Origin of the sequence: Arthrobacter sp. STN4 (genome assembly GCF_024539665.1) — a bacterium.
GTDB lineage: Bacteria > Actinomycetota > Actinomycetes > Actinomycetales > Micrococcaceae > Specibacter.
Genome location: NZ_JAKZGX010000014.1, coordinates 39,048 through 53,626 on the forward strand (window position 1 = coordinate 39,048; position 14,579 = coordinate 53,626).

Annotated in this window: 14 protein-coding genes; 3 read left to right on the forward strand and 11 right to left on the reverse strand. The window is 68.1% G+C overall.

The features are described from left to right. Position 1 precedes the first annotated feature (1 nt). From zwf to pgl, 3 genes are read left to right on the forward strand one after another with little or no spacing between them, the layout of a single operon-like run. Positions 2 to 1,540, forward strand: a complete 1,539-nt coding sequence (zwf, locus tag MMF96_RS11600; protein WP_256883626.1) for a glucose-6-phosphate dehydrogenase — start codon at positions 2 to 4, stop codon at positions 1,538 to 1,540. Beyond that, a complete protein-coding gene (locus tag MMF96_RS11605; RefSeq protein ID WP_176617178.1) occupies positions 1,537 to 2,478 on the forward strand; it encodes a glucose-6-phosphate dehydrogenase assembly protein OpcA in 942 nt (313 codons plus the stop codon). Before zwf ends, MMF96_RS11605 begins: the two co-directional genes overlap by 4 nt. After that, complete coding sequence (gene pgl, locus MMF96_RS11610; RefSeq protein ID WP_256883627.1) at positions 2,475 to 3,281, forward strand: 6-phosphogluconolactonase; 807 nt, start codon at positions 2,475 to 2,477, stop codon at positions 3,279 to 3,281. Before MMF96_RS11605 ends, pgl begins: the two co-directional genes overlap by 4 nt. 166 nt (positions 3,282 to 3,447) lie before the next feature. Here pgl and secG read toward each other — a convergent pair whose 3' ends face one another. The 11 genes from secG to MMF96_RS11665 all read right to left on the reverse strand — a co-directional run bounded on the left by secG (position 3,448) and on the right by MMF96_RS11665 (position 14,492). Next, entirely contained in the window at positions 3,448 to 3,693 is a 246-nt protein-coding gene (secG, locus tag MMF96_RS11615) for a preprotein translocase subunit SecG (RefSeq protein WP_176617180.1), read from the reverse strand. Between the two features lie 129 nt (positions 3,694 to 3,822). Next, positions 3,823 to 4,638 (reverse strand): triose-phosphate isomerase, encoded by an 816-nt coding sequence (gene tpiA, locus MMF96_RS11620; protein WP_256883628.1) that lies wholly within the window; start codon positions 4,636 to 4,638, stop codon positions 3,823 to 3,825. A gap of 100 nt (positions 4,639 to 4,738) precedes the next feature. Next, entirely contained in the window at positions 4,739 to 5,977 is a 1,239-nt protein-coding gene (locus MMF96_RS11625) for a phosphoglycerate kinase (RefSeq protein ID WP_256883629.1), read from the reverse strand. Positions 5,978 to 5,985: 8 nt separating this feature from the next. Then, positions 5,986 to 6,993 (reverse strand): type I glyceraldehyde-3-phosphate dehydrogenase, encoded by a 1,008-nt coding sequence (gene gap, locus MMF96_RS11630; RefSeq protein WP_176617183.1) that lies wholly within the window; start codon positions 6,991 to 6,993, stop codon positions 5,986 to 5,988. Positions 6,994 to 7,208: 215 nt separating this feature from the next. Then, a complete protein-coding gene (locus MMF96_RS11635) occupies positions 7,209 to 7,832 on the reverse strand; it encodes a superoxide dismutase (protein ID WP_176617184.1) in 624 nt (207 codons plus the stop codon). A 113-nt stretch (positions 7,833 to 7,945) separates the two neighbouring features. Beyond that, a complete protein-coding gene (gene whiA, locus MMF96_RS11640) occupies positions 7,946 to 8,926 on the reverse strand; it encodes a DNA-binding protein WhiA (RefSeq protein ID WP_176617185.1) in 981 nt (326 codons plus the stop codon). Between the two features lie 3 nt (positions 8,927 to 8,929). Beyond that, the gene (gene yvcK / locus MMF96_RS11645; protein WP_176617186.1) at positions 8,930 to 9,961 is read right to left on the reverse strand and encodes a uridine diphosphate-N-acetylglucosamine-binding protein YvcK; all 1,032 of its coding nucleotides are present in this window, start codon (positions 9,959 to 9,961) and stop codon (positions 8,930 to 8,932) included. Between the two features lie 2 nt (positions 9,962 to 9,963). Continuing rightward, a complete protein-coding gene (gene rapZ, locus MMF96_RS11650; protein ID WP_176617187.1) occupies positions 9,964 to 10,884 on the reverse strand; it encodes an RNase adapter RapZ in 921 nt (306 codons plus the stop codon). A gap of 191 nt (positions 10,885 to 11,075) precedes the next feature. Further along, positions 11,076 to 13,046: an excinuclease ABC subunit UvrC gene (gene uvrC, locus MMF96_RS11655; protein ID WP_256883630.1), complete on the reverse strand. Its 1,971-nt coding sequence runs from the start codon at positions 13,044 to 13,046 to the stop codon at positions 11,076 to 11,078. Between the two features lie 2 nt (positions 13,047 to 13,048). Continuing rightward, complete coding sequence (locus tag MMF96_RS11660; RefSeq protein WP_176617189.1) at positions 13,049 to 13,717, reverse strand: 1-acyl-sn-glycerol-3-phosphate acyltransferase; 669 nt, start codon at positions 13,715 to 13,717, stop codon at positions 13,049 to 13,051. Further along, positions 13,704 to 14,492, reverse strand: coding sequence for an HAD hydrolase-like protein (locus MMF96_RS11665; RefSeq protein WP_256883631.1), 789 nt, complete (start codon positions 14,490 to 14,492; stop codon positions 13,704 to 13,706). The genes MMF96_RS11660 and MMF96_RS11665 overlap by 14 nt, the downstream gene beginning before the upstream one ends. Positions 14,493 to 14,579: the final 87 nt, after the last annotated feature.

The following is a 14,579-nucleotide window of genomic DNA, read 5'->3' on the forward strand; positions in this document are numbered from 1 at the left end:
CATGAACACTGCAACACAACAAGCAAACCCGCTTCGGGACGGTCGCGACCGGCGGCTGTCCCGGGTGGCGGGTCCGTCGTCGCTGGTGCTCTTTGGAGTGACCGGTGACCTGTCCCGGAAGAAGTTGATGCCGGCCGTGTACGACCTGGCGAACCGGGGGCTGTTGCCGCCGAGTTTCGCGTTGGTGGGTTTTGCCCGGCGTGACTGGGACCGTGCGGATTTTGCCGCGGAGGTCAAGGCCTCCGTCCAGGCGCATTGCCGCACCCCCTTTGACGAGGCTGTCTGGAACCAGCTGGCCGAGGGCATCCGTTTCGTCCGCGGCACTTTTGACGACGACGAGGCCTTTGAGCGCCTGAAGGCGACGCTGGCGGGGTTGGATGAGCAGCGGGGCACGCAGGGCAACCATGCGTTTTACCTTTCGATCCCGCCGAAGGCCTTTGAGCTGGTGTGCCGGCAGTTGTCGCTGCATGGGCTGGCGCAGGGCGGGGAGGAGAATTGGCGCCGGGTGGTCATTGAGAAGCCGTTCGGGCACAACCTGGCTTCGGCGAGGGCGTTGAATGACATTGTGGAGTCGGTGTTCCCGGCGGATTCGGTGTTCCGGATTGATCATTACCTGGGCAAGGAGACGGTGCAGAACATCCTGGCGCTGCGTTTCGCGAACCAGTTTTTTGAGCCGTTGTGGAATGCGAATTATGTGGACCATGTGCAGATCACCATGGCGGAGGACATTGGCACGGGCGGCCGTGCCGGTTATTACGACGGCGTGGGCGCGGCCCGGGACGTGATCCAGAACCACTTGTTGCAGCTGTTGGCGTTGACGGCGATGGAGGAGCCGATTTCCTTCAATGCCGAGGACCTGCGGGCGGAGAAGGAGAAGGTGTTGGCGGCCGTGAAGCTGCCGGCGGACTTGACGGGGCATTCGGCCCGCGGGCAGTTCGCGGGCGGGTGGCAGGGCGGGGAGCAGGTGCTGGGGTACCTGGAGGAGGAGGGGATCCCCTCGGACTCCACGACGGAGACGTTTGCTGCGATCCGCCTGGACATCAACACCCGGCGCTGGTCCGGGGTGCCGTTTTACCTGCGGGCGGGCAAGCGCCTGGGCCGGCGGGTGACGGAGATCGCGGTGGTGTTCAAGCGGGCCCCGAACCTGTTGTTCACCGACCATGCCGAGGATGACTTTGGGCAGAACGCGGTGGTGATCCGGGTCCAGCCGGATGAGGGGGTGACGATCCGTTTTGGTTCCAAGGTGCCCGGGACGCAGATGGAGGTCCGGGATGTGACCATGGACTTTGGCTATGGGCATGCGTTTACCGAGTCGAGCCCCGAGGCGTATGAGCGGTTGATCCTGGACGTGCTCCTGGGTGAGCCGCCGCTGTTTCCGCGGCACCAGGAGGTGGAGCTGTCCTGGAAGATCCTGGATCCCTTTGAGGATTTCTGGGCGGCGGAAAACATCCAGCCGGAGGCGTACGCGCCCGGGAGCTGGGGGCCGACCTCGGCCGATGAACTGTTAAAGCGAGACGGAAGGACGTGGCGGCGACCGTGATCGTTGACCTACCCAACACCACCACCTCTAAGATCACCAAGCGGATTGTCACGATGCGTGAACAGGGCGGCGTGGTCACCCTGGGCCGTGTGCTGACCTTGGTGGTCATCACCCAAAACGGGCAGGAGGAGGAGGCCATTGCGGCCGCGAACCTGGCCAGCAGGGAACACCCGTGCCGCATCATCGTCCTGGCGGCCGGTTCGGCCGGGGAGCCGACCCGCCTGGACGGGGAAATCCGGGTGGGCGGGGATGCCGGCGCGTCGGAGGTGATCGTGCTGCGCGGCTTCGGCGAGCTGGCCCCGGAAAGTGAGTCCGTGGTCTCGGCCCTGCTGCTGCCCGACGCGCCCATCGTGGCCTGGTGGCCGAACAACGCGCCCGAGTCCGCGAGCCTGAGCCCGATCGGGCGCATCGCCCACCGCCGCATCACCGACTCCGCCGGCCAGGCGGACCCGCGCGCGGCGTTGGAGCACATTGGTGCCACCTATGCCGCCGGGGACACCGACCTGGCCTGGACCCGGCTGACGAACTGGCGGATCCAGCTGGCCGCGGTCCTGGACCAGCTGGACACGGCCGGGCCCATCACCGGGCTGCAGGTCGAGGGCGCCAGCGACTCCCCCAGCACGCTGCTGCTGGCCGCCTGGCTTCACCAGGCCCTGGACGTGCCGATCACGGTCACGGAGGACCCCCGCGGCACCGGGATCCGGCGCGTCGTGCTCGAACGCGATGGCGGCAACGTCGAACTCCACCGCCCCGGCTCCGTCGAGGCCGTGCTCACCCAGCCCGGCCAGCCCGACCAGCAAATTTCCCTGCCCCGCCGCACCCTCCAGGACTGCCTCGCCGAAGAATTGCGTAGGCTTGACCCCGACGAGGTCTTCGGCGAAGTGGTCACCGAAGGCATGAGCAAGCTGTTGGCGGAAGAGAAGGTAGTCACTGCATGAGCCGCAATGTACGCATCACCCTGCACCCCTCCTTTGACGTGCTGGCCGCCACCACGGCGGCCCGGCTCATTACGCGGCTCCTGGATGTCCAGGGCGAACGGGGCGAGGCCACCGTGGTCCTGACCGGCGGCAGCGTAGGCATTGCCACGCTGAAGGCGGTGGCCGCGTCGCCGGCCCGCCTCGCCGTCGACTGGGCCAAGGTGAACTTCTGGTTTGGCGACGAACGGTTCGTGCCGTCCGGCTCCCCTGACCGCAACGCCAACCAGGCCGCTGAGGCACTGTTGGACCACATCGGCACCGACCCCGCCCGGGTGCACATCATGGCCGCCTCCGATGCCGTGGACAGCCTGGATGCGGCCGTGGCCGACTACACGGACCAGCTCACCGCTGCGGCGAAGCTGCAATGGGAGAACGACGACGACGACCGGTCCGAAAGTGCCCCGGCCGTCCCCCGCTTCGACGTGCTGCTGCTGGGCCTGGGCCCGGACGCCCACATTGCCTCCCTGTTTCCCGACATGTCCGGCATCCGCAGCCAGGGCGTGCCCGTGGTGGGCGTGCGCAACTCCCCCAAGCCGCCCCCCACGCGCGTGTCGCTTGCGCTGGAAGCAATCAACACTGCCCAGGAAATTTGGATTGTGGCCGCCGGCGCGGACAAGGCGGCCGCCGTCGGGCTGGGCCTGGCCGGCGCCAACCCCGTCCAGGTGCCTGCGTCCGGTGCGCGCGGGGTCAACAAGACCCTGTGGCTCATCGACCAGGAGGCTGCCGCGAAGGTCCCCGAACAGCTTATGCGCCGCGACAGCTGATCACCGCCGGGTCAGCCGGCACGCAAAAAGGTCCCGTCCGGAAGAAGACTTACGGACGGGACCTTTGTGCGTTTGTGGCGCCGTTCCTAGACGACCCAGTTCCTAGACGACCCAGTTCCTAGACGACCCAGTTCCTAGACGACCCAGTTCCTATACGACCCAGTTCCTAGGTGGCGTACGACATGACCAGGCCCAGGCCGATGATCACGACGCCCCAGGTGATGCCCAGCACCACGGTGAAGCGGTTGAGGTTTCGTTCTGCCACGCCGGAGGACCCGAGGTTGGAGCTCATGCCGCCGCCAAACATGTCCGACAGCCCGCCGCCCCGGCCCTTGTGAAGCAGGATCAGCAGGGTCAGCAGCAGGCTGGTGATGCCCAACAGGATCTGCAGGGCAATTTTCAGTGCTTCCACTTGTGGCCTTTCAGCGCGGTTTGTCTCAGGGGTGGTGCAGGGCACCGTTTCGACCCAGTCTATCCGCCCCGGTCCGGTCTTTGCGAACCGGCGCGGCCGGCGGGACACTGGACGGGCCGGAGACGGGGCCTAGTTGGTGACGAGGTGGTTTTCGAATCGCGCAATGTTGGCAAACTCCCCCGCGTCCAGGCTGGCCCCGCCCACCAGGACCCCGTCGACGTCGCGCTCAGCCATGATGGCCGCCACGTTGGCCGCCTTGACGGAGCCGCCGTAGAGGAGGCGGGTCTTGGCGGCCGTGTCGGCGTCGAACAGCCCGGCCAGTTCGGCGCGGATGGCTGCGCACAGTTCCTGCGCATCGGCGGGGCCGGCAACCTCACCGGTGCCGATGGCCCAGATCGGTTCGTAGGCGATGACGAGCTGCGCTGCCTGTTCAGCGGTGAGTCCGGCGACGGCGGCACGCACCTGGGCGAGCGTGTGCTCCACGTGGGTGCCCGCCTGGCGGACTTCCAGGCCTTCGCCGGCACACAGCACGGGGGTCAGTTCGTGGCGGAACGCGGCCTTGACCTTGGCATTGAGCAGTTCGTCGCTTTCGCCGTGGATCTCGCGGCGTTCGCTGTGCCCCACCAACACGTACGTGCAGCCGAGCTTGTTCAGGAAGGCGCCGGAGATGTCGCCGGTGTAGGCGCCGGAGTCCTGGTCGGAGAGGTCCTGGGCGCCGTAGCTGAGCTTGAGCTTGTCGCCCTGCACGAGTGTCTGCACGCCGCGGATGTCGGTGAAGGGGGGAAAGACGGAAACCTCTATCCGGGAAAAGTCGTGGCGGGCGTCGGACAGCGTCCATGCCAGCTTCTGCAGGAGGGTGATGCCCTGGACATGGTCCATGTTCATCTTCCAGTTGCCGGCAATCAGCGGTGTGCGGTCAAATTTCCCGTTGGTCGAAGTCGTCATCGCTCTCTCGTTCCTTGCAGTGCTCAAAGTGAAAAATCTTCAGGGTGCGCCGGCAGGCGCACGAAGGTGGCGGCAGCGTTGCTGCCGCCACCTGGTGTGGCTAGCGCTCCAGGGCGCCCAGGCCCGGCAGTTCCTTGCCTTCAAGGAACTCCAGGCTGGCCCCGCCCCCGGTGGAGATGTGGCCAAAGGCGCTGTCGTCGAAGCCCAGCGTGCGCACTGCTGCGGCCGAGTCCCCGCCGCCGACGACCGTGAAGCCGCCGTTGGCGGTGTTCTTGGCCAGTGCCTCCGCAATGGCGCGCGTGCCGCCGGCAAATGCCGGGAACTCAAAGACGCCCATGGGCCCGTTCCAAAACACCGTCTTGGCGGGAGCGATGGCCGCAGCGAAGGCGGCCCCGGACTCGGGCCCGATGTCCAGGCCCAGCCCGGTGGCACCGAAGCTGGAGGCCTCGATGGCTTCCGCCGCGACGGTTTCGTGATCGGCGTCGGCGGCAAAGCCGGAGGCCACCACGATGTCGGTGGGCAGGACAAAGGTTGTCCCGGCTGCCGCCGCGCGCTTGAGGTACTCCTGGACCACGGGGATCTGGTCCTTCTCCAGCAGCGACGCCCCCACCTGGTGGCCCTGTGCGGCCAGGAACGTGAACAGCATGCCGCCGCCCACCAGGATGGTGTCGGCCTTGCCGAGCAGGTTGTCGATGACGGCCAGCTTGTCCGAGACCTTGGAGCCGCCCAGCACCACCACGTAGGGTCGGACCGTGTCCGTGGTGAGCCTGGTCAGCACCTCCAGCTCCGTCCGGACCAGGTCACCCTGGTAGGACGGGAGCAGCTTGGCGATGTCGTACACGCTGGCGTGCTTGCGGTGCACGGCGCCGAAGGCATCGTCCACGTACGCGCCGTTGTCCCCCGTGAGGGAGGCGAGCTCGGCGGCAAAGGCTGCCCGTTCGGCGTCGTCCTTGGAGGTCTCACGGGCGTCAAAGCGCACGTTTTCCAGGACCAGCACCGATCCGTCGGCCAACGCGGCGGCACCGGCCCGGGCCGCGGGGCCCGTGGTGTCCGCTGCGAGGGTGGCGTTCAGTTCCGGCGCGAGCTCCGCCAGGCGGGCCACGGCCGGTGCCAGCGAGTACTTCGCCTCGGGTGTCCCCTTGGGCCGTCCCAGGTGGGCGCTGACCAGGACGCGGGCACCGGCCTCGGCCAGTGTTTTGATCACGGGCAGCGAGGCCTTGATGCGGCCGTCATCAGTCACCAAAGCGCCGTCGAGCGGCACGTTCAAATCACTGCGGATAAGAACGTGCCGCCCGCGGACACCTTCATCGATGAGTTCGCTGAGGGTGTGGAGTGTCATGCGATTCCTTAGAGCTTGGCTGCTACGAGTTCGGTCAGGTCGACCAGGCGGTTGGAGTAGCCCCATTCGTTGTCGTACCAGGAGACCACCTTGACCTGGTTGCCGATGACCTTGGTCAGGCCCGAGTCAAAGATGGACGACGCCGGGTCGCCCACGATGTCCGAGGAGACAATCGGGTCTTCCGTGTACGTCAGGTAGCCGGAGAGCTTGCCTTCGGCCGCGGCGGCCTTGTAGGCGGCGTTGACTTCCTCCACCGTGACTTCGCGGCCGACCGTGGCGGTCAGGTCGGTGGCGGAGCCGGTGGGGACGGGGACGCGGATGGCGTAGCCGTCCAGTTTGCCCTTGAGCTCCGGCAGGACCAGGCCGATGGCCTTGGCGGCACCGGTGGAGGTGGGGATCATGTTGATGGCTGCGGCGCGGGCGCGGCGCAGGTCGCGGTGCGGGCCGTCCTGCAGGTTCTGGTCGGCCGTGTAGGCGTGCACCGTGGTCATCAGGCCGCGCTCGATGCCGAAGCTGTCGTTGAGGACCTTGGCCAGCGGGCCGAGGCAGTTGGTGGTGCAGGACGCGTTGGAGATGATGTGGTGCGCGGCGGGGTCGTACAACTCGTCGTTGACGCCCAGGACGATCGTGATGTCCTCGTCGGAGGCCGGCGCGGAGATCAGGACCTTCCTGGCGCCTGCGTCGATGTGCTTCTGGGCGTCCGAGGCCTTCGTGAAGAAGCCGGTGGACTCGATGACGATGTCAACGCCGAGCTCGCCCCAGGGCAGCTTGGCGGGGTCGCGCTCAGCCAGGACGGTGATGGTCTTGCCGTCCACCACGAGGTGGCCGTCGGCAACTTCCACGCCCACCGGAAGGCGGCCGCTGACGGAGTCGTACTTGAGCAGGTGGGCCAGGGCCTCCGGGCTGGTGAGGTCGTTCACCGCCACAATTTCAATGTCGGCAGCCTGGGCCAACGCTGCGCGGAAGTAGTTGCGGCCGATCCGGCCGAAACCGTTGATGCCAATACGTGTAGTCACTGTTTCTCTCTCCTTGGTGCCTGCGGCACCCGTTGTCTGGTTGGGTGTGGGCACTCAACCGGTGGTTCCCGCACGACGTTGGGCAGAGATTGACGCTGGCGCGCCTGCGATGCGCGCGCCGTGATCCATATTACGTTCCTAGGGCCCCGCCCCGCCAATGTGACGGCGGCGGGCACCCATGGACCGGCCGCCAGGCGGCCGGCAGGCAGGTCTGCTTACGGCAGGATCAGCCCGGTGGCGTTCTTGCGGGCGGCGTCAAAGCGCTTGGCGACGTCGGCCCAGTTGACAATGTTCCAGAACGCCTTGACGTAGTCGGCCTTGACGTTGACGTAGTCCAGGTAGAAGGCGTGCTCCCACATGTCCAGCATCAGCAGCGGGGTGGTGGCCACGGGGACGTTGCCCTGCTGGTCGAACAGCTGCTCGATCACGATGTTGCCGCCCAGGCCCTCGAAGGAGAGGAGCGCCCAGCCGGAGCCCTGGATGCCCAGGGCTGCTGCGGTGAAGTGGGCGCGGAAGGCGTCAAAGGAGCCGAAGGCGTCGTCGATGGCTGCCGCAAGCTCACCTTCGGGCTTGTCGCCGCCCTCGGGCGAGAGGTTGTTCCAGAAAATGGAGTGGTTGGTGTGGCCGCCCAGGTTGAAGGCCAGGTCCTTGGAGTACTTGGCCACGTTGGCGAAGTTGTTGGTGGAGCGGGCTTCGGCAAGCTGCTCAAGCGCCGTGTTGGCGCCGGCGACGTATGCTGCGTGGTGCTTGCTGTGGTGCAGCTCCATGATGCGGGCCGAAATGTTCGGCTCCAGGGCAGCGTAGTCATAGCTGAGTTCTGGAAGTGTGTACTTGGTCACGGTTCCTCCGATTGGATTCTACGGGTGGGTTGGCACCGGGTTTTCCAACCCCGTGCAAACTGCATAACCACTGTGGTGCCGGTTATGTTTCTACTCTTCCATACTAGGCACGTTTAGGATTCCAACATGTCGAACGTGACATTTGACTCCGTGCCGGGGATGCCTGTTTCCAGCGCCTTTTTGTCCGCCATGGCCAGCAGACGGCGGATGCGCCCGGCGATGGCGTCCTTCGTCAGTGGCGGGTCGGCCAGGCGGCCCAGCTCATCCAGGCTGGCCTGCTTGTGGGCCACACGCAGTTCGCCGGCGTACTTGAGGTGGTCGGGGACGTCGTCGCCGAGGATTTCCAGGGCCCGGTCCACACGGGCGCCGGCGGCCACGGCAGCCTGGGCCGAGCGCCGCAGGTTGGCGTCGTCAAAGTTCGCCAGCCGGTTGGCGGTTGCACGGACTTCCTTGCGCATGCGCCGTTCCTCCCAGACCAGCAGGGTTTCGTGGGCACCCATGCGGACCAGCAGTGCGGCGATGGTGTCGCCGTCGCGGATCACCACCCTGTCGATCCCGCGCACTTCACGGGCCTTGGCGGCAATGTCGATGCGGCGGGCCGCGCCCACCAGGGCCAGGGCGGCCTCGGGGCCGGGGCAGGTGACCTCCAGTGCGGAGGAGCGGCCGGGCTCGGTCAGTGAGCCGTGGGCCAGGAACGCGCCGCGCCACACCGCTTCGGCGTCGGCCGCGGAGCCGTTGACGACGACGGACGGGAGCCCGCGCACCGGCCGTCCCCGGCCGTCGAGCAGGCCGGTCTGGCGCGCCAGGGCCTCCCCGTCGCGGACCACCCGGACCACGTAGCGGCTGCCGCGGCGCAGCCCGCCGCCGGAGACCACAATGATTTCGCTTTGGTGGCCGTAGATTTCCGCGATGGCCGCCCGCAGGCGGCGGGCCGTGGCGGCGGAGTCCACCTCCGCCTCGATCACAATCCGCCCGGAAATGATGTGAAGTCCTCCGGCGAAGCGCAGCAGCGCCGAAACTTCCGCCTTGCGCACAGAGGACTTCTTGATGTCCAGCCTGGACAGTTCCTCTTTGACCGCCGCTGTCAGCGCCATGGTTCAGCCCTTCACTTTCGAATTCCAGTTGTCCCCAAAAATGTCCCGGTATGCCGCGGCCAGCCGCAGCGGGTCGTGGACGGAGGTCCTTGCGGAGCTCCCCACCTTACCGAACACCACCTCGGCGCCCAGCATCGCGGCCGCCTCGGTGAACCCCGCCACATCGGCAATGCCGGACGGGTCCGCCAGCACCACGTCAACTCCGAAGCCAGGCGCATAGCGGGAAATGACCCGCAGGTGGTCCGCCGCATCCAGTCCGGTGGCTTCCAGGTCGTTGACGTCCAGGTTCATGGTCAACAGGCGCCTGGCCTTGGTGGTGCACAGCGCCCGGCGCATCTCCGGCAGGAGCAGGTGGGGCAGCACGGAGGTGTACCAGGAACCGGGCCCCAGCACCACCCAGTCGGCCTCGTGGATGGCCGTGACGGCCTCGACGCAGGCGGGGGCGTCCTCGGGCAGCAGCCGGACGTTGTCCAGCCCCCCGGCCTTGGCCAGATGGGCCTGGCCGCGGATGACGGTGCCGTCCGGGTGTGTGGCGTCGGTCGCGGCCACCACGCGGCCTTCGATGGTCAGCGGCACACTGGCCATGGGCAGCACCTCGCCGCGGGCGCCCAGCAGGGCGCCGGCCCAGCGCAGTCCTGCCACGGTGTCCCCCAGCAGTTCCCACAGGGTCACGATCAGCAGGTTGCCGAGGGCGTGGTTGTCCAGTGAACCGGCCGTGCCGTTGCGGGAGGTGAAGCGGTGCTGCATGACGTCGCGCCAGGTGCGGCCCCAGTCGGTGTCGTCGCAGAGCGCGGCCAGGGCCATGCGCAGGTCGCCCGGCGGGAGGACGCCGAGCTCGTCGCGCAGGCGGCCGGAGGAACCGCCGTCGTCCGCCACGGTCACGACGGCGGTGAGGTTGCTCGTCAGCAGGCGCAAGGCGGACAGGGACGCGGCCAGGCCGTGGCCGCCGCCCAGTGCGGTGACCTGCACGCCGGATTCGAAGGCGGGCAGGCGCCCGCCGCCGGCCGGGACCACCGGCAAAATACCCGTGTACACCGTTACTCCCGGCCCAGGTCGCGGTGCCTGATGCTGGTGGTGACCCGCGGGTACTGGCTCAGGCGCCTGGCCAGCTCGATCGCCACGGCCACGGAGCGGTGCTTGCCGCCCGTGCAGCCGACGGCGATGGTGGCGTAGTGCTTGTTTTCCCGGCGGTACCCCTCCAGCACGGGTTCCAGGGCGTGCACGTAGCGTTGCACAAAGTCGGCGGCACCATGGTCCTTGAGCACAAAGTCGCTCACCGCCTTGTCCTCGCCCGTGAGGGGGCGCAGCTGCGGGACCCAGTGCGGGTTGGGGATGAAGCGGACGTCGGCGACGTAGTTGGCGTCCACGGGCAGCCCGTACTTGAAGCCGAAGCTCATGATGGTCAGGGCCAGGACCACGGGGCCGGATTCGGAGAACAGCTCCGTGACGGCCGCGCCGAGTTCGTGCACGTTCAGCACGGAGGTGTCCAGCACCATCTCCGCCTGCGACTTCATCTCGGCCAGCAGCTGTCGTTCGGCGCCAATGCCGTCCAGGATGCGCCCGTCCTTCTGCAGGGGGTGGGGGCGGCGGGCCAGCTCAAACCGGCGCACCAGCGTCTCGTCGCTCGCGTCCAGGAACAGCACCCGGTAGGCCACACCCGCGGCGGAGAGCGCGTTGAGCGATTCGCGGATGTCGGCAAAGAGGGCCTTGCCGCGCACGTCAACCACCACGGCCAGTTTCGGCAGGGCACCGGGCATGCGTGAGACCAGCTCGGACAGGGCTGCGAGCATTTGCGGGGGCAGGTTTTCGATGACGTACCAGCCCAGGTCCTCGAGGGCGTTGGCTGCCGTGCTGCGCCCGGCCCCCGACATTCCGGTGACCACCAACAGCTCCGGTTCGACCGGCTTGACCGGGGTCAGCGGACGTTCAGCGGTTGCTGGATCTTGGTGCCCTGGCATGGCGCTCCCTTGGAATCGGTGGTGTGGACGCCGCTTCCTGCGCGGCAGGGCGTCCGGCTTTGCTACCTGCAAGCCTAGAGGAATTTCCCGCCGGCCCGGAATCCCGGAGCCGGGCGGGGACGGCCCCGCGGCTGTCCCGCAGTGGTCCCCGGGGCGTCCCGGAGCCGTCCCCCAGCCGGTCCGCGGCCGGGTCAGTCGAGGATTTCCCCGGTGGCCATGTTGACGGCGGGCGCCGCCTCACCCTGGCCCCCGGCGGCCAGGGTGTCATGGACCGCCTGCGCCAGCACGGGGCCGATCCCCGGGGCCTGGGCCAGTTCGTCCACGGACGCGGCCCGCACCTTTTTGAGGGAGCCGAAGTGGCCCAGGAGCGCCTTTTGCTTCGCCGCGCCCAGGCCCGGGACGGCATCCAGCGCGGAGGCCGTCATGGCCTTGCCGCGCTTGGCCCGGTGGAAGGTGATGGCGAAGCGGTGGGCCTCGTCGCGGATGCGCTGGAGCAGGTAGAGCCCCTCGGAGGACCGGGGCAGGATGACCGGGAAGTCGCTGTCCGGCACCCAGACCTCCTCCAGGCGCTTGGCCAGCCCGACGACGGCAACGTCGGTGATGCCCAGTTCTGCCAGTGCGCGGGAGGCGGCGTTGACCTGGGGCACGCCACCGTCGACCACCACCAGGTTGGGCGGGTAGGCAAACTTGCGGGCCGGCTCGGGCGCGGCGTCGGCGGCGGAGATGTCCCCCGAGGCCGGCACGGCCTGGGCCCGCTCCGCCTGCTCGGCCAGGTAGTTGCGGAAGCGGCGGGTGATGACGTCGTGCATCGAGGCGGTGTCGTCGATGGCGGCGTCGCCGGTGATGGCGAACTTGCGGTATTCGCCCTTCTTGGCCAGCCCGTCCTCCACGACGACCATGGAGGCCACCACGTTGGTGCCCTGCACGTGGGAAATGTCATAGCATTCGATCCGCAGCAGCGGCATGGGCAGGTCCAGTGCCTCCTGCAGCTCGGCGAGTGCCAGGGAGCGGGTGGTGAGGTCCCCCGCCCGGCGGGACTTGTGCAGCGCCATGGCCTGCCGGGCATTTTGCCGGACCGTGTCCATGAGCGCTGCCTTTTCCCCCCGCTGGGGCACCTTGATCTCCACCTTGCCGTGGCGCAGCCCGCCCAGCCACTGCGCCAGGTCCAGGTGGTTGGCCGGCAGCTCGGGCACCAGGATTTGGCGCGGGATGGCGTCCTGCTGCTGGTCCCCGGCCCCGTAGACCTGCTGCATGAGGTGTTCCCAGAGGTCGGCGTCGGTGGCGTCCTCCACCTTTTCCACGACCCAGCCGCGCTGGCCGCGGATGCGCCCGCCGCGGACGTAAAACACCTGCACGGCGGCCTCCAGCTCGTCCTGTTCGACGGCGAAGATGTCGGCATTGGTGTCTTCCGCCAACACCACGGCGTTGCGTTCAAACACCTTCTTCAAGGCGATGATGTCGTCGCGCAGCCGGGCTGCCTGCTCGTAGTCGAGCGTGGCGACAGCGGCCTGCATCTCCTTCTCCAGGCGGCTGATGAAGCGCTTGGCCTCCCCGCCCATGAAGTCGCAGAAGTCCTGGGCGAGCGCCCGGTGGTCCTCCTCGCTGATGCGGCCCACGCAGGGTGCGGCGCACTTGTCGATGTAGCCGAGCAGGCAGGGGCGCCCGCTGCGTTCGGCGCGCCGCAGCACGCCGGGGCTGCAGCTGCGCACGGGGAAGACACGCAGCAGGGTGTCCATGGTTTCCCTGATGGCCCCCGCAGTGTAGGGGCCGAAGTACTTGGTGCCCTTGCGCCGTTCACCGCGCATGACCTGCACGCGAGGGAACTTCTCCCCCATGGACACTGCCAGGTACGGGTAGGTCTTGTCGTCCCGGAAGGCCAGGTTGTACCGGGGCGCGAATTCCTTGATCCAGGTGTATTCCAGCTGCAGGGCTTCCAGCTCGCTGCCCACCGTGGTCCACTGCACGCTGGCGGCATGGTGGACCATGGCGTGGGTCTTGGGCAGCAGGCCGGCCGGATTGGCGAAGTATGAGTTCAGCCGCGAGCGGAGGTTCTTGGCCTTGCCCACATAGATGATGCGGCCGTGTTCATCCCGGAACCTGTACACGCCGGGGTCGGTGGGGATCTCCCCGGGCTTGGGCCGGTAGCTGGAAGGATCTGCCACGACTACTCCGTGCCGGGGCTCTGGTTGTACTTGGAGCTGCGGGCCTGCCCTGTCAGTGCGGCGATGGCGTCCATGATGGTGTCGGTGACGGCGCGGCGGGCCGGCAGGGAATGGTCCGGGCCGGTCTTTTCAAAGCTGAGGGGCGTGCCGAACTTCAACGTGAACGGGGCCGGCTTGACGGTGTTCCGGCCGGCCGGCTGCAGCTTTTCGGTGCCGATGAGCCCCACCGGCACCACGGGGGCGCCCGTGGTCAGGGCCAGCCAGCCCACCCCGGTGCGGCCGCGGTACAGGACGCCGTCGCGGGAGCGCGTGCCCTCCGGGTAGATCCCGACGCCTTCGCCGCGGCCCAGGATGTCCAGCAGGGTCTTCAGGGCCTGCACGCTGGCCGCCTGTTCGCCGCGTTCAACCGGAATGGAGTGCACGGCCTCGAAGAACTGCTTCATGAGCCTGCCCTTGAGGCCCTTGCCGGTGAAGTACTCGGCCTTGGCAAAAAATGACACCGGCCGCGGCGTCAGGGCCTGGACGATGACCGAGTCAAAAAAGGACAGGTGGTTCGGCGCCACGATGAACGGCCCGTCGGCGGGGACGTTCTTCAGCCCCTCCACCGTGGGGTGGCACAAGCCGGCGATGGTACCGCGGGTCAGGGCGCGGGTGAGGTCATACAGCGCCATCGGCGGCCTCCCCGGCTGCTCGGGCCGGTTCCGCCGCCAGCGCCTGCAGCAGCCCCTCCGTGGAATGCACGACGCCGGCGGCCCCTGCCGCTTCCAGCTCACCGTCGGGGGCGAAGCCCCAGGCGACGCCGATGCAGTCCAGGCCGTTGGCGCGGGCCCCGTTGACGTCCTGGTGCCGGTCCCCCACCATGACGGCCCGGTCCGCGCCGGGCATTGCGTCAAGGGCTGCGGCAATGATCTCTGCCTTGCCGGCACGGTAGCCGGCGTCGCCGGGCATGAGGGTCTCGTCGGCGTGCGAGCCCCGGATGACGTCAAAGCATCCCGCGAGCCCGTGGTGCGCCAGCAGGGTTTGCGCCAGCGGCTCCGGTTTTTGGGTGGCGACGGCAAGCTGCGCGCCCCGGGCGCGCAGCAGCCCGAGCAGTTCCTTGATGCCGGGATACACGGCCGACATCGCCATGCCGCGTTCGGCGTACCAGCTGCGGTAGCTGGCGATCACCGCGGGGACCTGCGGTTCCGGGACGCCCAAAATGTTGACCAGCCCGTCGGCCAGCTTGGGTCCAACCATCCGGTCGAGCATTTCCGGGGCGGGAACCGGCAGGCCCAGGCTGTGCAGGGCGTGGGCGATCCCGCCGGTGATGCCGCCAGCCGGGTCCACCAGGGTCCCGTCAAGGTCAAAGACAACAGCATCATAAGAGACAGCTTCATGGACGGCAGCGCCGCCGGGGGCGTCGGGAACGGGCCGGCCGGCAGCCAGCGCGGGTTGGGCAGTAGTCACCCGCCCATTTTCTCATGTGCCGCCCGCCCTGCCGGACAAGCATGCCCCGGCGGGCATGTACGCCCGGCCGGGGCTGGACTTCCCTGC

Bases quoted from the DNA above. Each gene is read 5' to 3' on its own strand.
- MMF96_RS11660 (WP_176617189.1), bottom strand. From the start codon at position 13,717: ATGGCGCTGTATGACCTCACCCGCGCCCTGACCCGCGGTACCATCGCC.
- pgl (WP_256883627.1), top strand. From the start codon at position 2,475: ATGAGCCGCAATGTACGCATCACCCTGCACCCCTCCTTTGACGTGCTG.
- tpiA (WP_256883628.1), bottom strand. From the start codon at position 4,638: ATGACGACTTCGACCAACGGGAAATTTGACCGCACACCGCTGATTGCC.
- rapZ (WP_176617187.1), bottom strand. From the start codon at position 10,884: ATGCCAGGGCACCAAGATCCAGCAACCGCTGAACGTCCGCTGACCCCG.
- MMF96_RS11625 (WP_256883629.1), bottom strand. From the start codon at position 5,977: ATGACACTCCACACCCTCAGCGAACTCATCGATGAAGGTGTCCGCGGG.
- zwf (WP_256883626.1), top strand. From the start codon at position 2: ATGAACACTGCAACACAACAAGCAAACCCGCTTCGGGACGGTCGCGAC.
- whiA (WP_176617185.1), bottom strand. From the start codon at position 8,926: ATGGCGCTGACAGCGGCGGTCAAAGAGGAACTGTCCAGGCTGGACATC.